20 protein-coding genes are annotated in these 25731 nt (G+C 72.6%); 10 read left to right on the forward strand and 10 right to left on the reverse strand.

The window, feature by feature from the left end:
* Positions 1–45: 45 nt before the first annotated feature.
* On the reverse strand, positions 46–2916 hold the full coding sequence (locus AB0M76_RS13675) for an FAD-binding and (Fe-S)-binding domain-containing protein (protein WP_365953199.1): 2871 nt from the start codon (positions 2914–2916) through the stop codon (positions 46–48).
* Positions 2917–3090: 174 nt separating this feature from the next.
* Between AB0M76_RS13675 and serC the strand changes: the two genes are divergently transcribed.
* From serC to AB0M76_RS13695, 4 genes are all read left to right on the forward strand, one after another.
* Positions 3091–4209, forward strand: coding sequence for a phosphoserine transaminase (gene serC, locus AB0M76_RS13680; RefSeq protein ID WP_266995319.1), 1119 nt, complete (start codon positions 3091–3093; stop codon positions 4207–4209).
* Between the two features lie 517 nt (positions 4210–4726).
* Positions 4727–7888: a molecular chaperone Hsp90 gene (locus tag AB0M76_RS13685; RefSeq protein ID WP_365953044.1), complete on the forward strand. Its 3162-nt coding sequence runs from the start codon at positions 4727–4729 to the stop codon at positions 7886–7888.
* Between the two features lie 112 nt (positions 7889–8000).
* A complete protein-coding gene (locus AB0M76_RS13690; RefSeq protein WP_365953046.1) occupies positions 8001–8405 on the forward strand; it encodes a hypothetical protein in 405 nt (134 codons plus the stop codon).
* On the forward strand, positions 8398–10230 hold the full coding sequence (locus AB0M76_RS13695) for a caspase family protein (RefSeq protein WP_365953047.1): 1833 nt from the start codon (positions 8398–8400) through the stop codon (positions 10228–10230). Before AB0M76_RS13690 ends, AB0M76_RS13695 begins: the two co-directional genes overlap by 8 nt.
* Here the strand turns inward: AB0M76_RS13695 and AB0M76_RS13700 are convergent.
* Both AB0M76_RS13700 and AB0M76_RS13705 read right to left on the reverse strand, forming a co-directional pair.
* Positions 10193–12661 carry an HAD-IC family P-type ATPase gene (locus AB0M76_RS13700; protein WP_365953048.1) on the reverse strand — a complete coding sequence of 823 codons (2469 nt, stop codon included), beginning with the start codon at positions 12659–12661 and terminating at the stop codon, positions 10193–10195. The two genes, AB0M76_RS13695 and AB0M76_RS13700, sit on opposite strands and share 38 nt — an antisense overlap.
* A 155-nt stretch (positions 12662–12816) precedes the next feature.
* The gene (locus AB0M76_RS13705) at positions 12817–13119 is read right to left on the reverse strand and encodes a DUF2530 domain-containing protein (protein ID WP_266995329.1); all 303 of its coding nucleotides are present in this window, start codon (positions 13117–13119) and stop codon (positions 12817–12819) included.
* A 149-nt stretch (positions 13120–13268) separates the two neighbouring features.
* Between AB0M76_RS13705 and AB0M76_RS13710 the strand changes: the two genes are divergently transcribed.
* A complete protein-coding gene (locus AB0M76_RS13710) occupies positions 13269–14726 on the forward strand; it encodes an NCS2 family permease (protein WP_365953049.1) in 1458 nt (485 codons plus the stop codon).
* Here AB0M76_RS13710 and AB0M76_RS13715 read toward each other — a convergent pair.
* A complete protein-coding gene (locus AB0M76_RS13715) occupies positions 14719–14901 on the reverse strand; it encodes a hypothetical protein (RefSeq protein ID WP_030156886.1) in 183 nt (60 codons plus the stop codon). The genes AB0M76_RS13710 and AB0M76_RS13715 overlap by 8 nt on opposite strands.
* A 118-nt stretch (positions 14902–15019) precedes the next feature.
* Here AB0M76_RS13715 and AB0M76_RS13720 point away from each other — a divergent pair, with 118 nt between their 5' ends.
* Both AB0M76_RS13720 and AB0M76_RS13725 read left to right on the forward strand, forming a co-directional pair.
* Positions 15020–15457, forward strand: coding sequence for a MarR family transcriptional regulator (locus tag AB0M76_RS13720; RefSeq protein ID WP_365953050.1), 438 nt, complete (start codon positions 15020–15022; stop codon positions 15455–15457).
* A gap of 26 nt (positions 15458–15483) precedes the next feature.
* Positions 15484–16839, forward strand: coding sequence for an MFS transporter (locus AB0M76_RS13725; RefSeq protein ID WP_365953051.1), 1356 nt, complete (start codon positions 15484–15486; stop codon positions 16837–16839).
* Between the two features lie 4 nt (positions 16840–16843).
* Here the strand turns inward: AB0M76_RS13725 and AB0M76_RS13730 are convergent, their stop codons facing one another.
* Positions 16844–17857, reverse strand: a complete 1014-nt coding sequence (locus AB0M76_RS13730; protein WP_365953052.1) for a WD40 repeat domain-containing protein — start codon at positions 17855–17857, stop codon at positions 16844–16846.
* A 77-nt stretch (positions 17858–17934) separates the two neighbouring features.
* Between AB0M76_RS13730 and AB0M76_RS13735 the strand changes: the two genes are divergently transcribed.
* Positions 17935–18627, forward strand: a complete 693-nt coding sequence (locus tag AB0M76_RS13735) for a GDSL-type esterase/lipase family protein (protein WP_365953053.1) — start codon at positions 17935–17937, stop codon at positions 18625–18627.
* A 90-nt stretch (positions 18628–18717) separates the two neighbouring features.
* Here AB0M76_RS13735 and AB0M76_RS13740 read toward each other — a convergent pair whose 3' ends face one another.
* The 5 genes from AB0M76_RS13740 to AB0M76_RS13760 all read right to left on the reverse strand — a co-directional run bounded on the left by AB0M76_RS13740 (position 18718) and on the right by AB0M76_RS13760 (position 23358).
* Entirely contained in the window at positions 18718–19707 is a 990-nt protein-coding gene (locus tag AB0M76_RS13740; protein ID WP_365953054.1) for an aldo/keto reductase, read from the reverse strand.
* Between the two features lie 190 nt (positions 19708–19897).
* On the reverse strand, positions 19898–20485 hold the full coding sequence (gene thpR / locus AB0M76_RS13745) for an RNA 2',3'-cyclic phosphodiesterase (protein WP_365953055.1): 588 nt from the start codon (positions 20483–20485) through the stop codon (positions 19898–19900).
* Positions 20486–20540: 55 nt separating this feature from the next.
* Positions 20541–22028, reverse strand: coding sequence for an SPFH domain-containing protein (locus tag AB0M76_RS13750; protein WP_365953057.1), 1488 nt, complete (start codon positions 22026–22028; stop codon positions 20541–20543).
* 132 nt (positions 22029–22160) lie between these two features.
* Positions 22161–22379 (reverse strand): hypothetical protein, encoded by a 219-nt coding sequence (locus AB0M76_RS13755; protein WP_030156898.1) that lies wholly within the window; start codon positions 22377–22379, stop codon positions 22161–22163.
* Between the two features lie 70 nt (positions 22380–22449).
* Complete coding sequence (locus AB0M76_RS13760; protein ID WP_365953058.1) at positions 22450–23358, reverse strand: DUF3027 domain-containing protein; 909 nt, start codon at positions 23356–23358, stop codon at positions 22450–22452.
* A gap of 402 nt (positions 23359–23760) precedes the next feature.
* On the opposite strand from AB0M76_RS13760, the gene AB0M76_RS13765 reads away from it, so the two are divergent.
* Together AB0M76_RS13765 and AB0M76_RS13770 are read left to right on the forward strand one after the other, a co-directional pair.
* A complete protein-coding gene (locus tag AB0M76_RS13765; protein WP_365953059.1) occupies positions 23761–25134 on the forward strand; it encodes an MFS transporter in 1374 nt (457 codons plus the stop codon).
* Positions 25135–25234: 100 nt separating this feature from the next.
* Positions 25235–25720 carry a DUF2771 domain-containing protein gene (locus tag AB0M76_RS13770; RefSeq protein ID WP_266666064.1) on the forward strand — a complete coding sequence of 162 codons (486 nt, stop codon included), beginning with the start codon at positions 25235–25237 and terminating at the stop codon, positions 25718–25720.
* Positions 25721–25731: the final 11 nt, after the last annotated feature.

Here is a 25731-nt window from a genome sequence, read left to right on the forward strand (position 1 = left end):
ATCCAGACTAAGGGGTACGTAAGGGCCATCGGGGCGTGCGTTGCCTTACAGGCCGTCCGCCAGCAGTTCCGCCAGGTGGCGGGCCCGGCTCCCGTCGTCGCCGGAGAGCTGGGCGATCTGGGTACGGCACGAGAAACCGTCCGCCAGGATCGCGGCGCCGGGCGGGGCTGCGCGCAGAGCGGGGAGCAGCTGTTCCTCCGCGCAGGCGACGGAGACCTCGTGGTGGCCCGGCTCGAAGCCGAAGTTCCCGGCGAGGCCGCAGCAGCCGCCGCTGAGCTCGCCGGTCAGCCCGGCCCGCTCGCGCAGCCGGCGGTCGGCGGAGTCGCCGAGGACGGCGTGCTGGTGGCAGTGGGTCTGGCCGACGGCAGGACGGTCGAGGCGGGGCGGCTGCCAGTGGGGGGCGTACTCCTCGAGGGTCTCCGCGAAGGTCCGGACGGCGCGGGCCAGGCGCTCCGCGCGGGGGTCGTCGGGGAGGAGGTCGGGGAGGTCGGTGCGCAGGGCTGCGGCGCAGCTGGGTTCGAGGACGAGGACGGGGTCCTGTTCCTGTGGGTCGCCCACGGCGTCGAGGGTGCGGCGGAGGACTTTGCGGGCGCGGTCGAGGCGGCCGGTGGAGATGTAGGTGAGGCCGCAGCAGACTCCCGCCGGGAGGACGGATACGCCGAGGCCGGCGGCTTCCAGGACCGTGACGGCAGCTCGTCCCACCTCCGGGGTGAGGTACTCGGTGAACGTGTCGGGCCAGAGCATGACGCGGGGCCGGGCGGGGCCCTGCGGGCGGCCTTCTCCCCCACCCCGCCCCTTCCCGAAACCGGGGCTCCGCCCCAGAATCCGCGCCTCGAACGCCGGCGCGGCGGGATCTTCCGGGGCGCCGCCGGACGGCCCGGCGCCCGGCGCCGGGGGCAGGGCCCCCGACGGCGGCGCCGCGGCTGGGCTGCCGGGGACGAGCCCGGGCGAACGGTCGAAGGGCTCCGCGTTGCGGCCCGTGCGCCGCCACCAGCGGGTGAAGGGCACGCGGGCCAGTGGGGGCAGCGGGCGTTCGCTCGTGAGGCCCGGGATGCGGACGTGGCGGGCCGCCGCGTTCGCGGGGGCTGCCGCGCGGAGTGCAGCGATCAGGCGGAGCCAGGCCGGCAGGCCGCCCAGGGTGTAGTGGGCCGACGGGCGGATGCGGCCCGCCCAGTGGCGGTGCAGGAACTCCGCCTTGTACGCGGCCATGTCCACGCCCACCGGGCAGTCGCTGCGGCAGCCCTTGCAGGCCAGGCACAGGTCCAGCGCCTCGGCGACCTCCGGCGAGCGCCAGCCGTCCGTCACGATCTCCCCGGCCAGCATCTCGTGCAGCAGCCTCGCCCGGCCGCGTGTGGAGTGCTGCTCCTCCCCCGTCACCCGGTACGAGGGGCACATCACCCCCTGCCCGGGCACATCCGTCGAGCGGCATTTCGCCACGCCCACGCACCGTGCCACCCCATCCGACAGGCCCCCGCCCGGCAGCACCGCGAAGCGGAGGTTCTCGTCCAGGCGGGCCGGGCGGACCAGCATCCCGGGGTTCATCCCGCCCGCCGGGTCCCACACGTCCTTGTACGCGCCGAAGAGCCGGACGACCTCGTCCCCGTACATCCTCGGCAGGAGCTCGGCCCGCGCCTGGCCGTCCCCGTGTTCCCCGGAGAGGGAGCCGCCGTGGGAGACCACCAGGTCCGCCATATCGGAAGAGAACTCCCGGAAGCGGGCGACCCCTGCCTCCGACACCAGGTCGAAGTCGATCCGCACGTGGACGCAGCCCTCGCCGAAGTGCCCGTACGGGGTCCCGCGCAGCCCGTGCGCCGCCAGCAGGGCGCGGAACTCCCGCAGGTACGCGCCCAGCCGGGCCGGCGGCACCGCGCAGTCCTCCCACCCCGGCCAGGCCATGCTCCCTCCCCCGGACTCCGTCCGGGAGGTGCCCCCAGGCATCCGCGTCGCCGTGCCCGCCGCGTCCTCGCGGATCCGCCACAGCGCCCGCTGTCCCGCCGGGTCCGTGATCACGACCGAGTCCACCGCGTCGGCGGCCCGTACGAGGGACCGGGCTGCGCCCTCGTCCCGCATCTCGACGAACAACCAGGCTCCCCCGCGCGGCAGCCCGGCCGCGCCACGGACCAGGTCGGCCGCCATGCCCTCCACCGTCAGCGGCCCGAACCCCAGCAGCCCCGCCGCCGCATCCGCCGCCGCGCTCTCGTCCGCGTACCCGAGGACCGCGAGCGCCGGCGCGCGCGGCGCCTCCACCAGGCGTACGACCGCCTCGGTCACCACCCCGAGCGTGCCCTCGCTCCCGCAGAAGGCCCGGGCCACCTGCACACCCCGCTCGGGCAGCAGCGCGTCCAGCCCGCCGTATCCGGAGATCCGCCGCGAGAAGCCACCGGCCCCGGACCCGGCCATGCCCGTACGCAGCACCGCCAGGTTCTGCGCCACCAGTTCGCGCAGGCCCGCCGGAGCTCCCGGCCAGCCCGTGCCGAGCCGGTACGAGGCGCCTCCGTACGCCGTGACCGCCAGCTCCGCCACGTTGTCCGCGGTGGTCCCCCAGGCCACCGAATGGGCCCCGCACGCGTTGTTGCCGATCATGCCGCCGAGGGTGCAGCGGGAGTGGGTGGAGGGGTCGGGGCCGAAGGTCAGCCCGTACGGGCGCGCCGCGTCCCGCAGCCGGTCGAGCACCAGGCCCGGCTGGACCACGGCCGTGCGGGCTTCCGGGTCCAGCGACACGAGGGCGTTCATGTGCCGGGTCAGGTCCAGCACCACGCCGATGCCCGTGGCCTGGCCGGCGATCGACGTGCCGCCGCCGCGCGGGACGACCGGTACACCCGCCTCCGCGCAGATCCGCAGCGCGGCCGCCACGTCCTCCGCGTCGCGCGGGGCGACCACGCCGACCGGGACACGCCGGTAGTTCGAGGCGTCCATCGTCGCGAGGGCGCGCGCCGCGGCCCCGAAGTCCACCTCCCCGCGCAGGTTCTCCCGCAATGTCCGTTCGAGTTCCCTGGGTGACGTCACGGCCCCACCCTCCCACCGGCCGGACTCGTCTCATCGGGTGGACGCGCCTCCAAGGCGTGGACCAGGACCGGATACGCTCCGCTCGTGGCCGAGATCCAGATTCCCGCTGACATCAAGCCCGCCGACGGACGCTTCGGCGCGGGCCCCTCCAAGGTGCGGACCGAGGCGCTGGACGCCCTCGCCGCCACCGGTACCTCCCTGCTCGGAACCTCGCACCGCCAGGCCCCGGTCAAGAACCTGGTCGGCTCGGTGCGTCAGGGCCTCCGGGACCTCTTCTCCCTCCCCGAGGGCTACGAGGTGATCCTGGGCAACGGCGGCTCCACCGCCTTCTGGGACATCGCGACGCACGGGCTGATCGAGCAGAAGTCCCAGCACCTGACCTTCGGCGAGTTCTCCTCCAAGTTCGCCAAGGCCGCGAAGCTCGCGCCGTGGCTGGACGAGCCGACCGTGATCTCCTCCGAGCCGGGCACGCACCCCGAGCCGGTGGCCGAAGCGGGCGTCGACGTGTACGCGTACACGCACAACGAGACCTCGACGGGTGTGGCGGCGCCGGTCAAGCGCGTCGCGGGCGCCGACGCCGGGTCCCTCGTACTGGTGGACGCGACCTCGGGTGCGGGCGGTCTGCCGGTGGACATCACCGAGTCCGACGTCTACTACTTCGCCCCGCAGAAGTCCTTCGCCTCCGAGGGCGGCCTGTGGCTGGCGGCGTTCTCCCCGGCGGCCCTGGAGCGCGCGGCGCGCGTCCACGCGTCCGGCCGGCACATCCCGGAGTTCTTCTCGCTGCCGACGGCGATCGACAACTCGCTGAAGAACCAGACGTACAACACCCCGGCGCTGTCCACCCTCTTCCTGCTGAACCAGCAGCTGGAGTGGATGAACGGCCAGGGCGGCCTGGAGTTCACGACCGGCCGTACGGCGGCCAGCGCGCGCAACCTGTACGGCTGGGCGGAGGCGTCGAAGTACGCGACCCCGTTCGTCGTGGACGCCGACAAGCGCTCCGCCGTCATCGGCACGATCGACTTCTCGGACGACATCGACGCGGCCGCCGTCGCCAAGGTGCTGCGCGCCAACGGCATCGTGGACACCGAGCCGTACCGCAAGCTCGGCCGCAACCAGCTCCGTATCGCGATGTTCCCGGCGATCGACCCGGCGGACGTGCAGGCGCTGACCGCGTGCATCGACTACGTGATCGAGAAGCTCTGACCGCACCCTGAATCCCGCACCCGTACGGAGCCCCCGGCGACCTCGTGTCACCGGGGGCTCCGTCGTTCCGAACTCGAGGACGCCGCCTGGTACCAGTGCCGCGTCAGGCCACGTTTGCCCGTCAGGGAGCGGCGTCCGGTGCGTGCTCTCGGCGTGCCGGCCGCAAGCGCTCGTACTGGACGTACGTGAGCTTTCGGCCGGTGTGGTGAGAGTGCGTGCCGGGCGTCGCGACGGGGCGAACGTTGCCTGACGCGGCACTGGAACAGCCCGACGCCGGGCGAGCCGGGCGCGGCGGCCTTCGTCACCTGCGGCGGCAACCTCACCGCGGACCGCCACCGGGACTCCGACGTCGTCGTGTTCGCGCATCTCACCGGCCGGGCGTAGCCCGTGGCCCGGCTCGGGCCCGGCACGGGCCCGGCCGCTCCGACCGCCGGGGTCCGCACGCGATACCTTCATGACCTCGGCATTCGGCACTCGGTGAATGCAGTGCAGTGCAGGACAGCTTGGAGGCAGCGGCGTGAGCGTGCGAGTGACGGCGGCCCAGGGCGGCGTGGACCCCTTCGGCACGGCCCGGCTGCGGCGCGGGGTGCTCGACTCCTGGGGCGCGGGCCCGGCCCGCTTCCGGGAGGACGCCAACGCCGAGGAGGACCTGGCCCTCGGCGGCTACCGCGACCGGCTCGTCGTCGAGCTGGCGCAGAACGCAGCCGACGCCGCGGCCCGGGCCCGGGTGCCCGGCCGGCTCCGGCTCACCCTGCACCCCGGCGACGGCGGGCACGCGGTGCTGGCCGTCGCCAACACCGGTGCCCCACTGGACGCGACGGGCGTGGAGTCGCTGAGCACCCTGCGGGCCTCCGCGAAGCGGGAGCCCGCGGGATCGGCCGGCGCGGCCGGCACGACCGGCTCCGCCGACACCGTGGGCCGCTTCGGCGTCGGCTTCGCAGCCGTCATCGCGGTGTCCGACGAGCCCGCCGTACTCGGCCGCCACGGCGGTGTCCGCTGGTCCCTGGCCGAGGCCCGCGAACTGGCCCGCGACGCCGCCAACGGCAGCCCCGGCCTCGGCGACGAACTGCGCCGCCGCGACGGGCACGTCCCGCTGCTGCGGCTGCCGCTGCCCGCCGAGGGCACCGCCCCCGACGGGTACGACACCGTGGTCGTCCTCCCGCTGCGCGACGCCGCCGCCGAGGACCTGGTGCAGCGGCTGCTGGCCGGCATCGACGACGCACTGCTGCTCACCCTGCCCGGGCTGGCCGAGATCCTCGTGGAGACCCCGGAGGAGGGCACCCGCACGCTCCGCCGCCGCGACGAGGGCGCGTACACCGTCATCGAGGACTCGGCAGGAGGCACCGGGGGCGAGACCCGGCGCTGGCGCACCGTCCGCCACAGCGGCCCCATCGAGCGGGCGCTGCTCGCCGACCGGCCGGTCGAGGAGCGGCTGCGGCCCGTCTGGACGGTGTCCTGGGCCGTGCCCGTCGACACCGACGGCGCCCCCGTACGCCCGGCCACCGCGCCCGTGGTGCACGCGCCGACACCGACCGACGAGCCGCTGGGCATCCCCGCCCTGCTCATCGCGACGCTGCCGCTGGACACCGCCCGCCGGCACCCCGCGCCGGGGCCGCTGGCCGACTTCCTGGTGGAGCGCGCGGCCGACGCGTACGCCGAACTGCTGGGCGCCTGGGACCCGGTGAGCACCGCGCTCGTGGACCTCGTACCCGGGCCGCTCGGCCAGGGCCCGCTGGACGGGGCGCTGCGCGCGGCCGTGCTGCAGCGGCTGCCCCGTACCGCCTTCCTTGCCCCGGCGGCTCCCGCCGAGCACGCGGAGGAGCGGTCCGCCCTGCGCCCCTTCGAGGCCGAGGTGGTGGAGGGCGCGGGCGCCGACACCGTACGGGTCCTCGCCGAGGTCCTGCCGACCCTCCTCCCCGCCGGGCTGGAGCGCCGGCCCGAGCTGCGCACCCTGGGCGTGGGCCGGCTGCCGCTGGGGGACGCCATCGAGCGGATCGCGGGCATCGAGCGCACCCCGGACTGGTGGCACCGGCTGTACGACACCCTGGCCGGGGTGGATCCGGACCGGCTCTCGGGCCTGCCGGTGCCGCTGGCCGACGGGCGGACCACGATCGGCCCGCGCCACGTGCTGCTGCCCGACGCGGACACCCCGAAGGACCTGGCCCGGATGGGGCTGAAGGTGGCCCACCCGGACGCGGCGCACCCGCTGCTGGAGCGCCTCGGTGCGCTCCCGGCCACGCCCCGCGCGGTCCTGACGACCCCGCAGGTACGGGCGGCGGTGGCCGCCTCCCTCGACGCCGGGGAGATCTGGGACGAGGACGCCCTCGATGCGGACGAGCTGGCCGAGATGGTCCTGGGCCTGGTCCGGGAGGCCGACCTGGCGCCGGGCGACGAGCCGTGGCTGGGGGCGCTGGCCCTCCCGGACGAGGACGGCGAGCTCACGCCCGCGGGCGAGCTCCTGCTGCCGGGCTCTCCGCTGGCCTCGGTGATCCGCGAGGACGAAGTCCCGTACGTGGACGCGGAACTGGCCGACCGGTGGGGTGCGCAGCCGCTGACCGCCTGCGGGGTGCTGGCCGAGTTCCAGCTGGTCCGCGCCACCGATGTGGTCCTCGACCCGGACGAACTGGAGCCCCGCGACGGGGACTTCGCCGAGCCCGACGATGCGGGCCTGCTGGACGCGGTGGACGTGTGGTGCGAGGACGTCCTCGACCAGCTCCCCGACACTCCGCTGCCGCCCGTGGCCACGGAACTCGTCGCGGTCCGGGACCTCGACCTGGTCGACGACGACTGCTGGCCCCAGGCCCTGGCCATGCTCGCGCAGCCCCCGCTGCGCGATGCGCTGACCCAGCCCGTACGGGTCCTGCTGCCGGACGGCACCACGCAGTCGGTGCGCCCGTACACCGCCTGGTGGCTGCGCGACCACCCGGTGCTCGACGGCCGCCGCCCGGCGGGCCTGCGCGCGGCGGGCGGCGACCCGCTGCTGGCGGGCCTGTACACCTCGGCGGACGCCACGGGCTTCGAGGACGAGCAGGTCCTGCGGGCCCTCGGCGTACGCACGACCGTGCCGGCCCTGCTGGAGGAACCCGGCGGCGCCGCCGAGCTCCTGGGCCGGCTCGCCGACCCGGACCGCGAGGTGTCGGACCGCCAACTGCACGCCCTGTACGGGGCCCTGGCCGATCTGGACCCCGAGCAGGTCACGCTCCCGGACGAGCTGCGCGCGGTGGTGGACGGCGAGGTCGTCGTGGTCGACGCGGCGGACGCGCTGATCACGGACGCCCCGGACCTGCTGCCCCTCACGGCAGGCCTCCCCCTCCTGCCGGTGGCCCCGGCCCGCGCGGCCGACCTGGCGGAGCTCCTCCAGGTCCGCCGCCTCTCGGAGACGGTCCCGGCAGAGGTGACGACCCCGGGCGAGGAGCACGAAGTACCGGAGTCGGTGCTCCTCCTGCTGGGCCCCTCGACCCCGGAGACCTACCTCGAGCACGAGGAACTGATCGCGGGCGGCGTGGAACTCGACTGGCGCCGCACCCCGGACGGCACCCTGCACGCCTCCACCCTCGAGGGCGTGGCGGCGGGCCTGGCCTGGTCGGCGGGCCAGTGGCCCCGCCGCTTCGAGGTGGCGGCCCTCCTGGAGGACCCCTCCCGCACGGCAGAACTGGCCCGCGACCGCTGGTTCGACTGAGCCGGCCGGACCGGCTGCACCCCCTCCCCTGGGCCCCCTCCCCGAAACGGTGCAAAATGGAAGGGAGGGGGCAGGCCGGAGCACGTACGGCGACCCTGCGGAGCGATGACCCATGGCCGAACGGTTGCGTATCGAGGTCCAGCGGTCCGACGAAGACATCGAATCGCTACTGCGGGAAGTGGACACCCTCCGCCGGGACCTGCTGGAACTGGACGTCGTGAACGTCGAGCGCGCCGAGGCGGGCCCCGTACCGCCCGGCAGCCGGGCGGGCGCCCTGGAGCTGGCGAACGAACTGCTGGTCACGCTGCCCGCGGCCATGACCCTGCTGAAGGAAGTCGTATCCGTCGTCGGCGACTGGCGAAGCCGTGCCTCCAGCCCTTCAGGCGTCACCCTGAAGATCGGCGACCACCGCCTGAGCCTGACCGGCGTGGATGACGCCGAGCAGCGCAGACTGATCGATGCGTGGCTGCGGGCCGCCTCTGCCGACAACGGCGAACCGGAGGTGGAAGGTGGCTGAGTCGCGCAGGAAGGCACTCGTCGTCGTCACCAGCAGCTACCGCGACAGCAAGCTCACCGCGCTGCGGGCACCGCCGCAGGACGCCGTGGCCCTCGCCGAAGTGCTCGGCGACCCCGCCGTCGGCGGTTTCGACGTGGAGACGCTCTCGGACCCGAGCTGTCAGGAACTCCGCGAGGAGGTCGAGGAGTTCTTCGCCGACCGCTCATCGGACCACACCCTGTTGCTGCACTTCTCCTGCCACGGGGTGAAGGACGCCGCCGGCACACTCTTCCTCGCGACCGTTGACACCCGGTGCGTCCGCCTCTCTTCGACGGCCGTACCGGCGGAATACGTGAGCAGCCTGATGCTGGCGAGCCAGGCGCGACGCGCCGTCGTCATCCTCGACTGCTGCTACGCCGGAGCGTTCGAACGGGGGCTGCTCACGCGGGCCGATCCGGATCCGCACGTGGGCGAGAGCTTCCAGAACCTCCACCAGATCAGCGATACGAGCCAGCGCGGGCGGGCGGTGCTGGCCGCATGCGGCGCGGTCGAGACCGCGATCGAGGGCAACCACGACGAGGCCGCGGAACGGCTGCAACCGTCCTTCTTCACCCGCTCGGTAGTGAAAGGGCTGCGCAGCGGCAACGCCGATCTGGACGGCAACGGCGAGATCGGTGTGTCCGAGCTTCACCAATATGTGTGCGACGAGCTGCGCGAACTGACGCCCCACCAGACTCCTCGCCTGTGGGTCTTCGGCGCCCATGGCCGCGACCTCCCCATCGCCCGGGCCCCGGCACGGCGAACCGAGCCCACGCCGCTCCCGGAGAAGGTGGCCGTCCTTGTCCATTCGTCCAGCCCCGCAGATCGGCTGTGGGCCATCGAGGACCTCGAATCCATACTCCAGGGCAACGAGATCGGGCCGGCCCTCACGGCCGTGACGACACTGGACGAGATGCGGTCGGACGACAGCAACCGTGTGGCAGACCGAGCCGACAGGGTACGGCGCTCGGTACGGCCCCGGGTCGGTCCGGAGGTGCTGGATCTCGGAACGGTGACCCTGGACTCGCTCGGACCGGCGGCCGTGATCACCGTGCAGGGTCCGCCTGTGGCGCACTTCGAGCTGGAAGCCACGACAGATGCCCCGTGGCTGACCGCAGAGCCCGTGGCCGACGCGGGTGAGGTCGAGGTGAAGGCGAAGCGGCTTCCCGGCCCGGGGAACCACCGGGGCAACGTGCTGGTCCGCACCGCTACGGGAGAAGCAGCGGTCCAGGTCGTCGTCGAGGCGAAAACCCGGGTGCCCCCGGCTGAAACCCGGGTGCCCCTGGCTGAAAGCCGGGTGGCCCAGGATGAAGCCCGGGTGCGTACGACTGCATCGGTGTGGAACCAGCCGCCTTCCCGTCGTGACCGCACGGAACGCGTGCCGTACTGGCCCTTCTCCTCGGCGGCGGCGCTCCTGGCGGCGGCCCTCATGTTCGTGTTGTCGGCGACAGATCCCGGGTGGTACCTCTGGCGCGCATTCCAGGGAGGTTCGGCCATGCTGGTCTGGCCGGGGCTGCTTCTGGGCATCGTCGCGAACACGGTGCTGGCCGTACTGGCGCGGCCCCGCGCCGCAGTTCTTCGACGTCCACCGGTGTTCGGGAGCTACGCAGGCCTGACGGCTCTGAACACGCTGGGAACGGCCGTGGCGCTCACTGGGTACAACGCCTACTTGACCGTCTCCCTGCTCGCCACCTTGTGCATCCTGCTCCCTTGCGCCTGCGTCGCCGAGCTCGCGGGATGCGTCGCCCTGGGGCGGGTTCGAGCTGCGGTCAAGCCGGGAACCTCCGGTCCACCCAGCGGAACGTGAACTCGATCAGGACGGACGCCCCCGCCGCGATGGCGACGGCCGTCCACGGCATCTGGGTGCCCACCAGCTTCAGCTGGAAGAAGTCCTGGAGCCACGGGACGACGAGGACGATCAGGAACGCCGCACCCATCGCGCCGACCAGGGCCACCCGCCACCACGTGTACGGGCGGGCGATGATCACCAGGACCCACATCGAGGTCAGGAACAGCGTCAGCGTCGCCGCGCTCGTCTCGGCGTTCAGGGCGTCCGGGCCCGTGTAGTGGTGGCGGGCGACCAGGTACGTCGCGAAGGTGGCCACCGCCGCGATCACGCCGCCCGGGATCGCGTACCGCATCACCCGTTTCACGAAGTGCGGCTTCGCGCGCTCCTTGTTCGGGGCCAGGGCCAGGAAGAACGCCGGGATGCCGATGGTGAGGGTGGACAGCAGCGTCAGGTGGCGCGGCAGGAAGGGGTACTCGACCTGGGAGCAGACCACCAGGATCGCCAGCAGGACCGAGTAGACGGTCTTCGTGAGGAAGAGGGTGGCGACCCGGGTGATGTTGCCGATGACCCGCCTCCCCTCGGCGACCACCGACGGGAGGGTGGAGAAGCTGTTGTTCAGCAGGACGATCTGCGCGACCGCGCGGGTGGCCTCGGAGCCCGAGCCCATGCTCACGCCGATGTCCGCGTCCTTGAGGGCCAGGACGTCGTTGACGCCGTCGCCCGTCATCGCGACCGTGTGGCCCTTGGACTGCAGTGCGCCGACCATGTCGCGCTTCTGCTGCGGGGTGACGCGCCCGAAGACGGCGTTCTCGTCGAGGACCCTGGCCATGTCGGCCTGGTCGGTCGGCAGCCTGCGCGCATCGACCGTGTTCTCGGCGCCCGGCAGGCCGAGCTTGCCGGCCACCGCGCCGACGGAGACCGCGTTGTCGCCGGAGATGACCTTCGTGTGGACCTTCTGGTCCTCGAAGTAGCGCAGGGTGTCGGCGGCGTCCGGACGCAGCCGCTGTTCCAGGACGATCAGGGCGGTCGGCCGGGCCCCGGCCCCGACGGCCGGGTCGTCGAGCTCGCCCGCGGCCTTGGCGAGCAGCAGGACGCGCAGTCCCTGCTCGTTGAGCTCGTTGATCTCGTCGAGGGCCGGGTCGCCGGCCGGGAGGAGCACGTCGGGGGCGCCGAGCAGCCAGGTGTTGTTCTCGCCGTCGCCCTCGCTGAAGCTGGCGCCGCTGTACTTGCGGGCGGAGGAGAAGGGCAGCGACTCGGTGCAGCGCCACTCGGCGCTGACGGGGTAGGCGTCGATGATCGCCTGGAGGCTGGCGTTGGGCCGCGGGTCGGATTCGCCGAGCGCGCCGAGCACCTTCTTGACGTACGTGTCCTCCGCGCCGCCGAGCGGGCGGAGCTCGGTGACGTCCATGCCGCCCTCGGTGAGGGTGCCGGTCTTGTCGAGGCAGACCACGTCGACGCGGGCGAGGCCCTCGATGGCCGGCAGTTCCTGCACCAGGCACTGCTTGCGGCCGAGCCGGATGACGCCGATCGCGAAGGCGACGGAGGTCAGCAGGACCAGGCCCTCGGGGATCATCGGGACGATGCCGCCGACGGTGCGGGCGATGGCGTCCTTGAGGTTGTCATCCTTGACGACGAGCTGGCTGATGATCAGACCGATCGAGGTCGGGATCATCATCCAGGTGACGTACTTGAGGATGGTGGAGATTCCGGAGCGCAACTCGGAGTGGACGAGTGTGAAGCGGGTGGCCTCTTCGGCCAACTGGGCGGCGTAGGCCGCGCGGCCGACCTTGGTGGCGGTGAACGCGCCGCCGCCGGCGACGACGAAGGATCCGGACATGACCGGGTCGCCTGGCTTCTTCAGGACGGGGTCGGCCTCGCCGGTGAGCAGGGACTCGTCGATCTCGAGCCCGTCGGCCTCGCCGACGGCGCCGTCGACGACGACCTTGTCCCCCGGCCCGAGCTCGACGACGTCGTCGAGGACGATCTCGGAGGTGGAGATCTCGGCGGTCCGGCCGTCGCGGCGGACGCTGGGTTTGGCCTCGCCGATGACGGCGAGGCTGTCCAGGGTCTTCTTGGCCCGCATCTCCTGGATGATGCCGATGCCGGTGTTCGCGATGATCACGTAGCCGAAGAGGCTGTCCTGGAGCGGCGCGACGATGATCATGACTACCCAGAGCACGCCGATGATGGCGTTGAACCGGGTGAAGACGTTGGCGCGGACGATGTCGGCGGTGGAGCGGCTGCTGCGCACGGGCACGTCGTTGACGGCTCCGCGCGCGACGCGTTCGGCGACTTCGGCGGTGCTCAGGCCGCCGGGCTTGAACCGGGGCGCGGGCGGCCGCATCGGGTGTACCGGGTCGAGCTCGGCTCCGGCGTCGATGGCCGCGCCGCCGGGACCGCCGCCTACCGGCTCGGAACCGTTGGGTTCGATCTCTGCCCGCTGCGTCATGCAATCGACGGTAAAGGGGGTTTCCTGCGTTCACCCGCCGAGCGGCGCGAAGATCCGACTTCGGGATGACCCGAATCGTCCCCCGGTCGGGCACGCACCGGACACCCCTGCACCAAGGCGGGGCCCGCATGCCGGCGCGGCCGGCCCGGCTGCCGTCAGCCGGTGCGCGGCGCCGGGCCGGCGCCGCTTTCCTCGTCCCGCGCGGCCGGCGCAGCTGCGGCGTGCCGCTTGAGCGCCGCATCCCGGCCCCGTACGTACCAGACGCCGATCAGGCCGAGCACGCCGCCGGCCGCGCAGCACCAGACCCACCACAGCAGGTCCCGCTCGGCGAACCAGCCGTAGAAGGGGAGCTGGACCAGGAACAGGGCGAACCAGATGATCGTGCCGCCGGTGACGGTCGCGACGATCGGGCCCTCAAGGGGCTCGGGCGCCTCGTGCTTCGCAGTCCATTTCGCCATGCCCTCAAGTCTAGGTGCGCGGAAACGGGGTCTACGCGCGGAGATGGACGGGCTTTCGTTCATGTGTTCATACTGAAACGGTGTGGGCATGGCCCATTTTCTTCGTATGAATCCCCCAATGCCCCCGCAATGAGCCCCCAGAGGACCGCATGAGCACGTCGGCCCCCGCCCCCGCGCCCACCCTCCCGGAACCCGCCCCTCAGGGCACGTCCGGCCTGGACGGCTACTTCAAGATCTCCGAGCGCGGCTCGACGATCGCCCGCGAGGTCCGCGGCGGTTTCGCCACCTTCTTCGCGATGGCCTACATCATCGTGCTGAACCCGATCATCCTGGGCAGCGCGAAGGACATGTACGGGCACCAGCTCGACAGCGGCCAGCTCGTCACCGCCACCGTCCTGACGGCGGCGTTCACCACGCTCCTCATGGGCGTCATCGGCAACGTCCCGATCGCGCTCGCCGCCGGCCTCGGCGTGAACACCGTCGTCGCCCTCCAGCTCGCCCCGCGCATGAGCTGGCCCGACGCCATGGGCATGGTGGTCCTGGCCGGCTTCGTCGTGATGCTGCTGGTCGCGAGCGGCCTGCGCGAGCGGGTCATGAACGCCGTCCCGCTCAGCCTGCGCAAGGGCATCGCGATCGGCATCGGCCTGTTCATCATGCTGATCGGCCTGGTCGACTCGGGCTTCGTCACCCGCATCCCGGACGCCGCGCACACCACCGTGCCGCTCCAGCTCGGCACGGCGGGCCACCTGCACGGCTGGCCGGTGCTGATCTTCATCGTCGGCGTCCTGCTGACCCTCGCCCTGCTGATCCGCAAGACGCCCGGCGCGATCCTGATCTCCATCGTGGTCATGACCGTGATCGCCGTCGCCGTCCAGCTGATCGCCAAGCTGCCCGACTCGGGCTGGGGCCTGACCGTCCCCGAGTGGCCGGGCAACCCGGTGGCCGCGCCCGACTTCGGGCTCGTCGGCCAGGTCAGCCTGTTCGGCGGCTTCGGCAAGGTCGGCCTGCTGACCGGCATCCTCTTCGTCTTCACCGTGCTGCTGTCCTGCTTCTTCGACGCGATGGGGACGATCCTCGGCGTCGGCGACGAGGCCAAGCTGATCGACAGGAAGACCGGCGAGTTCCCCGGCATCAACCGCGTCCTGCTGGTCGACGGCCTGGCCGTCGCGTCCGGCGGCGCCACCTCGTCCTCGGCGACCACCTGCTTCGTGGAGTCCACGGCCGGCGTCGGCGAGGGCGCCCGTACCGGTCTGGCGAACGTCGTGACCGGCGGCCTCTTCGCCGTGGCGCTGTTCCTGACCCCGCTCGCCACCATGGTCCCGTCCCAGGCGGCCACCCCCGCCCTCGTGGCGGTCGGCTTCCTGATCCTGGCGGGCTCGGTCAAGGACATCGACTGGAGCGACTTCACCATCGCCGTGCCGGCCTTCCTGGCCATGGTGATGATGCCGTTCACGTACTCGATCACCAACGGCATCGGCTTCGGCTTCATCAGCTTCTGCGTGCTGCGGCTGGCGACCGGCCGGGGCCGCGAGGTCCCGGCGGCCATGTACGTCGTGTCGGCGGTGTTCGTCTTCTACTACGCGATGCCGGCCCTCGGCCTCACGTAAGCCCGTAGAACTTCTCCGTCTCGTCGACCGCCGCCTTGAAGCGCTCGTCGAAGTCATCGCGAATGAGCGTCCGGACGACATAGTCCTGGACGCTCATTCCGCGTTTGGCGGCATGAGTCCGGAGGCGGTCGAGCAGCTCCCCGTCTATGCGCATGCTCAGCACGTGTGTCCCCATGCCGAAAGGGTCGTGGCACAGGCCGCGGACGCGTGTCACTTTCCGCCGCCGACTCACCCGTACGAGTGATTCGATTAAGTGGCGTTCCTTAGCGAGAGTAATGAGGTAGTCTAAGGAGATGCTCGACCTTACCCATGGCGACGACGCTGCCGCCGTGAACGACCTCCGCTCCGCCGTCATGCGGCTGGGCCGGCGCCTCAAGCACCAGCGCGTCGACGAATCGCTGAGCCCGACCGAGATGTCGGTCCTCGGCACCCTCGCCCGGTGCGGCCAGGCCACACCCGGTGAGCTGGCCCGGCGCGAACACGTCCAGCCGCCGTCGATGACACGCATCGTCGCGCTGCTGGAGGCCAAGGGGCTGGTCAGGCTGCAGCCGCACCCGGACGACCGCCGCCAGAAGGTGGTCACCCAGACCGAGGAGGCCGAAGCGATGCTCGAGGAGAGCCGTCGCAAGCGGAACGCCTTCCTGGCCGGGCTCGCGGCCGAGCTCACCGAGGACGAATGGGCCAAGCTGCGCGAGGCCGCGCCCGTCCTGGAGAAGCTCGCCCACTTTTAGGAGACGACGCCAGGAGGCGAACGCTTTTGAGTACGGGAAACGGAGCAGACTCCGCACCCGGCCATACATCCACCACTAGCACCGCGCGCACGACGCGCGCCGCGGGCGAGAACAACTCGATGTTCAGCTCGCTGAAGATCCGGAACTACCGGCTCTTCGCCACGGGACAGGCGGTGTCCAACACCGGCACCTGGATGCAGCGCATCGCCCAGGACTGGCTGGTCCTGTCCCTGACCGGCTCGGCTTCCGCCGTCGGCATCACCATCGCGCTGCAGTTCCTGCCGATGCTGGTGTTCGGCCTCTACGGAGGCGTACTCGCGGACCGGCTGCCCAAGCGGCCGCTGCTGATCGCCACGCAGTCCCTGATGGGCCTGACCGGTGTCGCGCTGGCCGCGCTCACCCTGGCCGGACACGTCCAGGTCTGGCACGTGTACCTCGCGGCCTTCCTGCTCGGCCTCGTCACCGTCGTGGACAACCCCGCACGGCAGACGTTCGTCTCCGAGATGGTCGGCCCGGAGCAGCTCGCCAACGCCGTCAGCCTGAACTCTGCCAACTTCCAGTCCGCGCGGCTGGTCGGCCCGGCGATCGCCGGTGTGCTGATCACCGCCGTCGGCTCCGGCTGGGCCTTCCTGCTGAACGGGCTGTCCTTCGCCGCGCCCGTCGTCGGCCTGCTGCTGATGCGGACGCGCGAACTGCACCCGATCGAGCCGCAGCCCCGCGCCAAGGGCCAGCTGCAGGAGGGCCTGCGCTACGTCGCCGGGCGCCCGGAGCTGATCTGGCCGATCGTACTGGTGGGCTTCATCGGCACCTTCGGGTTCAACTTCCCGATCTGGCTGTCGGCGTTCGTCAGCGACGTGTTCCACGGGGACGCGGGCACGTACGGGCTGTTCAACACGCTGATCGCCGCGGGCTCCCTGGCCGGTGCGCTGCTGGCGGCGCGGCGGGGCAGCTCCCGGCTGCGGCTGCTGGTCGCGGCGGCACTGCTGTTCTCCGTACTGGAGGTCGTGACGGCCTTCGCGCCCGGGTTCCGGCTGTTCGCGGCGCTGCTCGTGCCGATCGGGATGTTCGGGCTGACGGTCAACGTCACCGCCAACGCGAGCGTCCAGATGGCCACCGACCCCGAGATGCGGGGGCGGGTGATGGCCCTGTTCATGATGGTGTTCACCGGCGGCACCCCGATCGGTGCACCGGTCGTCGGCTGGGTGACGGACACGTACGGGGCCCGGATCGGCATGGCCGCGGGCGGCCTCGTCTCGCTGGCCGCCGCCGCGACGATCGCGGTGATCCTCTCCCGGGTCGGCAACCTCCGCCTGAGCGTGACCCGCCGCGGAGTCACGTTCGTCCCCTCCCCCCGCCCCCGTGAGCTGGTCGCGGCGGCGTAGCAGGTCAGGAGCTGCGGGGCTTCCGGCGGAAGAGGCGCTTGGCGCCGAAGACCAGAGCCGTGCCCACGGCAAGGACGGCCGCGCCCTTCGTGAAGCTGCCCCCGCCCTGCTCGCCGGCAGGGCCGGGGGCCCCGGCGGCCGGAGTCGCGCCCGGCTTCGCGGGAGCCGGGGCTGCGGAGCCGTCGGACGCCGCCGGTTTCACCGCAACCGCCACCACCCGGCTCGACTCCCCCTCCGAGCCGAACATCAGCGTCGACCCGTCCGCCGAGTACGTCACCGACTCCGCCTGCCCCTGCCACGGCGCGTCCACCCGCTCGCCCTCGCCCTCCGGCCGCCCGTCCTTCCACGGGTACGTCCGCGCGAAGAAGTAGCCGCGCAGCGTCAGCCGGCCGCCGTCCGGCGAGAACGCCCCGTCCGTGACCCACGGCAGGTCCGCCACGCGCCGGAACACGTTCGTCCCCGACGCGGACAGCTTCTCCGGCCCCTCGTACAGCCCGCCCTTGTCCTCGCTCTTGCTCGCGATGTACACCCGGCCCGTCACCGGATGCACCATCAGCGCCTCCGCGTTGCGCGCCCCGTCCGCGTACCGCACGGTGAACTGCTCGGCCTTGACCGTGACATCGGCCAGCTGCTTCGGCTCCGGGAAGCGGTAGATCCAGACGTGGTCCCAGCTCCCGTTCAGGTTGTCGCCGATGTCGCCGACGTACAGCTGCCCGTCCGGGCCCATCGAGATCGCCTCGACGTCGCGCGGGGTCCCGACCCCGGCCAGCGTCACCCGGGCCACGGTCCTGCCGGTCGCCGAGTCCACCGCGTACACGTACGGGCCGTCGTCGCTGTCGTTGTGCGTCCAGTACACCCCCGGGTGGATCCGGCTCGCCGCCAGCCCGCTCGACTCCTTGATCCGCGGATCGGCGATCGTGAACCCCGACGCCACGGAGGCAGAGGTCCGGTCGGCCGCGGCGGCCGAACCCGGCAGCACGACAAGGGCAATGACGGCGGTCAACGGCAGCAGGCGCATACCCCCAAGCGTGCCAGCCCGCCCCGCGTGTCCGGCATCACAGGGGCTCCCGGCGCCTGATCCGCGATGATGACCGGATGCGTTTCATGTTCGTCGGCGACTCCATGACCATCGGACGCGCCGGCGACTACACCTGGCGCTACCGGATGTGGCAGCACCTCGATGCCGCCCTCGGCGGCCCCTACGAGATCGTCGGCCCGCGCTGCGAGCTGTTCGACACCTCCGCGAACGAGCCGGCCAGCCACGCGTACGCCGACCCCGGCTTCCCGGAGCACGCCCGCCGCCACCTCGCCGGCTGGGGCGAGGGCTGGCAGCACATGGCCCCGCTCATCGGCCCCGCCGTGCGCTCCGGCGAGGCCGACATACTCCTCGTCTCCCTCGGCCTGATCGACCTCGGCTTCTACACCGGCGCCGAGGAGACCGCGGCCAATGCCCGCCGCTTCGTCGCGGAGGCCCGCGCCGTCCGGCCCGGCATCCGGATGATCCTGCTCCCGGTCATCCCGAACGTCCGGGCCGAGTCCGACGCGCCCTTCGCGGCCGAGGTCGCCCGGTTCAACGAGCTCCTCGCGAAGGCCGTCGCCGACCTGTCGACCGAGGCCTCGCCGATCCTGCTGGCCGCGCGCCCGGCCTCGTACGAGATCCACCGGGACACCTACGACGGCACCCACCCCAACGCCTCCGGCGAGCACCGCCTGGCCGGGGAGTTCGCGGCGGTCCTGCACCAGGCCTGGGGCATCGGCGGCCCCTACCGCCCCGCCCAGGACCCCTGACACCCGCTCCTGCCGGGCCACTTGCCCCACGCCCGGCACGACCGCCGCATCACCGGGACGCGGCGGCCGTACGCCCGTGCCGCCACCCGGTCACCAGGCGAACGCCTCCGGCGAGGCGCCCGGGCCGGGGAAGATCTCGTCCAGGCCGGTGAGCACCTCGTCCGACAGCTCCAGCTCCAGCGCGCGCAGCGCGCTCTCCAGCTGCTCCGCCGTACGGGGACCCACGATCGGGCCCGTCACCCCGGGCCGGGTCAGCAGCCATGCCAGCGCCGTCTCGCCGGGCTCCAGGCCGTGCTTGTCGAGCAGGTCCTCGTACGCCTGCACCTGCGCCCGTACGGAGCTGTTGGCCAGGGCGTCCGCGGACCGTCCGGAGGCACGCCGGCCGCCCTCGACCTCCTTCTTGATGACACCGCCGAGCAGCCCGCCGTGCAGCGGGGACCACGGGATCACCCCGAGCCCGTACTCCTGCGCGGCCGGGATGACCTCCATCTCGGCGCGCCGCTCGGCGAGGTTGTACAGGCACTGCTCGCTGACCAGCCCGACCGAGCCGCGCCGGGCGGCCGTCTCGTTGGCCTGGGCGATCTTGTACCCGGGGAAGTTCGACGACCCGGCGTACAGCACCTTGCCCTGCTGGATCAGCACGTCGACGGCCTGCCAGATCTCCTCGAAGGGGGTCCGGCGGTCGACGTGGTGGAACTGGTAGACGTCGATGTAGTCCGTCTGGAGCCGCTTGAGGCTGGCCTCGACGGCCCGGCGGATGTTCAGCGCCGAGAGCCGGTCGTAGTTGGGCCACGGGTCGCCTTCGCCGGCCATGCTCGCGTACACCTTGGTGGCCAGCACGGTCTTGTCCCGTCGGCCGCCGCCCTGGGCGAACCAGGTGCCGATGATCTCCTCGGTGCGGCCCTTGTTCTCACCCCACCCGTAGACGTTGGCCGTGTCCACGAAGTTCAGACCCGAGGCGAGCGCGGCGTCCAGGATCGAGTGGCTGGTGGGTTCGTCTGTCTGCGGACCGAAGTTCATCGTGCCGAGTACAAGTCGGCTGACCTTGAGTCCGGTGCGTCCCAGCTGTGTGTACTTCATGAGCCCCAAGCCAACTGCTTGGAGCCCACTCCATGCAAGGGCCCGCGCGGGCAGGGGCTACTGGCCTACGGCGGCTGCCACTGCCACGACTACGAACATCAGCACGAGTACTCCGGCCATTACGCGGTTTCGGGTCTTGGGATCCACCCGTCGAGCGTAACGCGGTCCTCCGGCGTTCCCGTACCGAGGGTCAAGCCCCCAGGGGCCAGGCCTCGAGGACCTCGTAGCGGGGCTGCTCCCCGGGTACTCCACCGGTCGGGAGGTTGCTGCGGACCAGGCTGAGCTCCCCGACCTGCCAGGGCGTGCCCTCGAAGCCGGCGAGGGCCTCCAGGTACGGGTGCAGGTCGGTGCCGCCGTGGCTGCGGGCCAGGGTGAGGTGGGCGGTGTACCGGCGGTGCTGGTCCATCGGGATCCCGGCCCGGCGGGCGGCCGCGTCCGCGCGCTCGGCGAGCATCCGCATCTGGTCGAGCCCGCCGGCGGCGCCGACCCACAGGGCGCGCTCGCCGAAGTGCCCGGAGCCGTGGATGCGGAGGGGGAAGGGGTCGGTGCGGTGCGCGGCGCGCGCCAGGCGGGCGTACAGATCCGGCAGGACGGGGTCGCGTACCTCGCCCATGAAGGCGAGCGTGAAGTGCCAGCCCGCTTCCCCGGTCCAGCGGAGCCGGTCGTGCTCGGTGGGCCGGTCCTGCCCGACGGGCGGGGCGTCCCGGGCGGCCTCGACGGCCTCGCGGAGCTCGTCGACGGCCTTCTGGGGCGGCATCACCGCGGCGAACAGCCTCATGACAGCCTCATGGGCGCGAGCCTAACCCGTGTGGGTCAGGCTCGCGCCGGCCGGGTTACGCCTCCGCGATCGGGATCTGGTGGGACGAGGATGCCGTGCTGCCGTTCACCGGGGTGGTGCCGGGGGCGGTCCCCGGGGCGGCCGGCTGGGACATCGACGCGAGCACCTGGCGGGCCAGGCCCAGCCCGGTGCCGCCCATGGTCAGCGCCTTCGCGAACATCTCCGACATGCCCTCGGCCCCGTTGAGGAGCACCATGTGCTCCACGTTCCCGAAGGCCCCGGCGCCCGCCTCCACGATCGCCGGCCAGTTCTCGGCGAGCTGCTGCGCGACCACCGCCTCCTGGTTCTCGGCCAGTGCGGCGGCCCGCGCCTTGATCGCGTCGGCCTCGGCGAGGCCCTTCGCCTTCGCCGACGCCGCCACCGCGAGGCCCTTCGCCTGGGTGGCCGCGGCCTCGGCCTCACCGGTCGCCCGGGTGGCCTTCGCGGCCGCGAGCCCCCGTGCCTCGGTGGCCGCCGCGTCCGCGGTCGCCGCCGTCGTCACCCGCGTGGCCTCGGCCGCGGCCGCCAGCTCCGTCTCCTTGGCCTTGGCCTGCGCCGCCGAGATGCGGGCGTCGCGCTCGGCCTCGGCGCGGGTGCGGGTCTCGTACGCCGCCGCGTCCGCGGGCTTGCGTACGTCGGCCTGGAGCTGCTGCTCGCGCCGGTGCGCCTCGAGCTCGGCGACCCGGGTCTCCTGTACGACGACCTCCTGGCGGGCCGCCGCCTCCGAGAGCGGGCCCGCCTGGCGGGCGGTCGCGGCGGCCTTGTCGCGTTCGGCCTGGTAGCCGGCCTGGAGGATCTCGCTGTCGCGGGTGGCCTCCGCCATCCGCGCGAACGCGGTCTGCTCGGCCTCGGTGGCCAAACGGTTCGCCTCGGCCTGCGCGATGCGCGCGTCCCGCTGGACGGCGGCCGCGTGCGGCATCGCCAGGTTCTTGATGTAGCCGGTCGGGTCCTCGATCTCGTGGATCTGCAGCGAGTCGACGATCAGGCCGAGCTTCTCCATCTCCGTACCGCAGGCCGCCCGGGTCTGCCCGGTCAGTTTCTCCCGGTCGCGGATCATGTCCTCGACCGTCAACCCGCCCACGATGGACCGCAGATGGCCGGCGAAGACGATGTGCACCCGCTCGGGCATCATCTTCTGCTGGTCCAGGAAGCGGCGTGCCGCGTTCGCGATGGACACGAGGTCGTCGCCGATCTTGAAGATCACGACGCCCTTCACCCGCAGCGGGATGCCCTGGTGGGTCACGCAGTCCACGTTCAGCTGGGTCTCGTTGAGGTCCAGCGAGAGCTTCCGCACCGCCTGCACACCGGGGACCACGAGGGTTCCGCGCCCGGTGACGATCCGGAACCCCATGCCCTCGCCGATGCCCTCGGTGCGGTGCGTGGAGCCGGAGATGACGAGTGCCTCGTTCGGTTCGGCCACCCGCCACATGAGCTTGAACAGGCCGATCAAGGCCAGGATTGCGGCGAGAACGATTCCCGCCACGACGCCGATAGCCATCGGCAACGCCCCCTTATCGCAGTGCCGTTCGACACTGACGAGGGCGAGTGTGCTCCTGTGCGGGGCCGTTAAGAAGACGCTGGCGGTTTCTTGTCGCCATCTTGATACGAACCGCATCCGCGCAGGTGGCGACGGGGCTCAGTTGTCGTACGCCGCCATCACGTACACCGTGCGCGGCGGCAGGTACTCGACGACGGTCACCACCGTTCCGACCGGCAGCCGGCCCGTCCCGTGCGCCGGGTGCGCGAGGAAGTGCTCCGCGCCGCCCCGGATGCGGACGATCACCTCGCCCACCAGGCCCGGGCCCACCGTCCCGGTCACCCGGCCGTCCAGCCCCACCATGCCGTCTTCCCCCATGCGCCGAGGGTACGCCGCCGGGGCGGGGCCGTCGCCCCGCCGTGCGGCCCGTACTCCTCGCCGCGTACGGCTACGAGTGGCCGAGGTCCGCGGCCGGGAGGTCCGTCGAGGGCACCGAGCCCGTGTCGGGGGCCGGGCGCAGCGTGAACTCGTCCGAGGCCATCGAGTCGAGCACGGGCGGCGCCGGGCGCAGCGGCTTCGGCATGACCGCGGCCTCGGAGTGGCCGCCGCAGCCGTACGAGAGGGAGACGAGGTGCCCGTCGGCCGGGCCGAACTCGTTGGCGCAGATGCCGAAGGCCTGGCCGAGCGAGCCGCCGATGGCGACGAGGAACCCGCAGGAGACGCAGGAGGCGGGTGCCGCCTGGGCCATCGGTGTCTTGGCCCCGAAGGAGTCGTCCCAGCGGTCGGCGGCGCTGTGCAGCCCGTAGCGGGACAGGACGCGGGCGCGCCGCATGCCGAGTTCCTCGGCGACGGAGGCGATGGAACCCCGTACGGGTACCACGGTGCGGTCGGTGACGTCGGCGTCCTCGGCCTCGACCAGTTCCGCCATCTCGGTGGAGACGACCGAGTTCGGCGGCGGTACGTCCTCGCCCGACCAGCCCTGCTCGAGCCGCAGGTCCTCGGCGTCGGTGGGCAGCAGGTCGCCGGGGCCCATGTCGCCCGGGCGCAGCCGCTCGCTCCACGGCACCCACTCGGGGGCCAGGAGGGAGTCGTCGCCGGGAAGCAGCACCGTTTCGTCGAGGGTGACGTTCTTGGCGCGGGAGGCGCGCGTCACGGTGACGGCCCAGCGCCAGCCCCGGTAGCCGGGGTCCTTGCACTCGAAGAAGTGAGTGACGACCCGGTCGCCCTCCGCAACGGCGGAGACGTGCTCGCCCACCACTCCGGGAGCGGCGGCTTCCTCGGCCGCCGCGCGGGCGAGGTCTAGCGCCTCGGCGCACAGGCGGTCGGGGGTACGGCTTCGCGTCGTCGCAGCACTCACAGGTCTCGTTCTCTCCTACGCCGTCTCACGAGTGCGCCGTCCGTACTGTCGTCCACAACGACCCGTCGGTCCTGTCCGTACGTGGCGCGGGCGGAGCGGACCAGAGGGCCGCGTCGACGTCCGCACCCGATCGGCCTCGGGCGCACCTACCTGCTATCCATTCTGCGGGATCGCGAAGAGGCGCGCGGCCAAGAGCAACCGCCGGTGGCGCGCTACGCACGCTACCTCCTCCGAAGCCTTGGGCCCACATGCAAGGTCCGATTCGCGGACAAGCCCGCGCTCCGACATCGCTCCTACACCCTCCGGACGGCGCCCGGACAGCGTCCCGACCACAGCCCGACGGCGACCTGACGGGCGCCCGTAACGCGCCGGGACGGGACCCGGCAGGGTCCGTGGGGCACTATGTCGAGTGTGGCACCCGTACGGTCGTCCCGTGACGGCTCGGGACCGGCCAGGCGGGCCGGCCGGGCCGTCGGGCGTGCCCTGCACCGCCCCTTCACCGGTACGGCCCGCGGGATCCGGCGGGCCACGCACGCGCACGGGGCCGGCGAATCGGGTCTCGGCAAGCTGATCGAGCTGCACGCCATCAACGGCGCCGGCGATGTGATGATCACCGTGGCGCTGGCCTCGACGGTGTTCTTCTCGGTCCCCACGGACGAGGCACGCGGCCGCGTCGCCCTGTACCTGGCCATCACCATGGCCCCCTTCACCGTGCTGGCCCCGGTGATCGGCCCGGCGCTGGACCGGCTGCCGCACGGGCGGCGGGCCGCGATGGCCTGCGCGATGCTCGCGCGGGCGCTGCTCGCGGTGATGATGTCGGGCGCGGTGGCCACGGGCGGGCTGGAGCTCTACCCGGCGGCGCTGGGCGTGCTCGTCGCCTCCAAGGCGTACGGGGTGGTCCGCAGTGCGGTGGTGCCGCGGCTGCTCCCGCCGAAGTTCTCACTCGTCAAGGCGAACTCCCGGGTCACCCTGGCGGGCCTGCTCGCCACGGCGGCGGCTGCGCCGGTCGCGGCAGGGCTGCACGCCATCGGGCCGCCGTGGCCGCTGTACGGGGCCTGCGCCATCTTCATCTGGGGCACGTTCGCGGCGTTCACGCTGCCCCACAAGGTGGACGAGGCGAAGGGCGAGCGGCGGGCCCGGCTGTCCACGCACGAGCCGCACTCACGTAAACCGGGGCTGCGCACGGTCAGCCCGTCGGTCATGTGCGGGCTGCTGGCGAACGCGTCGATGCGCGCACTGTCCGGGTTCCTGATCTTCTTCCTGGCGTTCCTGCTGCGGGAGCACCCCCTCGCCGGGCAGAGCGCGGCGGTGTCGCTGGGCATCGTGGGCGTCTCGGCGGGTGTCGGGAACGCGTGCGGGACGGCGGTGGGCGCCTGGCTGCGGGCCCGGGCGCCGGAGACGATCATCGCGGCGGTGCTGTCGGTGACCCTGGGGGTCGCGGTCCTGGCGGCGGTGTTCTTCAGCGGGCTGTTCATGGCGGTGCTGGGGGCCACGGCCGGGTTCTGCCAGGCGCTGGCGAAGCTGTCGCTGGACGCGATGATCCAGCGGGACGTGCCGGAGGCGGTACGGACGTCCGCGTTCGCCCGTTCGGAGACGCTGCTCCAGGTGGCGTGGGTGCTGGGCGGCGCGATCGGCATCGCGCTGCCGCTGAACGGGGTACTGGGGATGGCCGTGGCCGCGGCGATCGTCGCGGCGGGCACCACGATGGCCCTCCGCGGCGTCCTCACCTCCCCCCGCCACCGCCACCCGGGCTCCTCCCGCCCCCGGGTGGCGTGAGGCCCTGACCGGCCCCCGGCGGGAGGCCCGCGCGCCGCGCGGCAGGCCACGGACACCCCCGTGCGGCGGTGGAGCCGGGTGGCCCGATAGCCTTCGGCTCATGACCGCACCGCTTTTCTCGGGTAGGGGCCGCCGCAGCGTCGCGGCCCTCGGAGCCGTGTCCGCCGGCCTCCTCCTCCTCTCCGCCTGCGACAAGCCGACGCCGCTGGCGACCGTGACGGTCGGCACGTCGTCGGTGTCCACCGAGGCCGCCTGCTCCGATGACAAGGAGCTCTCCATGGACAAGGTCCAGGAGTGCCTCACCGACATGAAGGACGCCAAGACCATCGAGTACGGCCGCGGGGACACCCTGCGCCTCGGTGTCGAGCCGGAAGTCGTCGAGGACGGCAAGCGGTGGCAGGCAGTCCTGGACGGCCAGCCGATCACCGAGCCCTCCTCCAACACCTACCGCAGCTTCCCCGGCGCCGACCTCTTCGCCACCGGTGGCCAGGGCGAGGCCCCGTCCTCCAAGAAGCTGAACATCGTCCAGGTGGCCGAGGACGGCAAGCCCCTCGCCGTCTGGGCCTACAACGTCAAGCTCAAGTAGCCACGTACCGA

The sequence above is a fragment of the Streptomyces sp. NPDC051364 genome (genome assembly GCF_040682115.1).
In the GTDB taxonomy this organism is placed as follows: domain Bacteria; phylum Actinomycetota; class Actinomycetes; order Streptomycetales; family Streptomycetaceae; genus Streptomyces.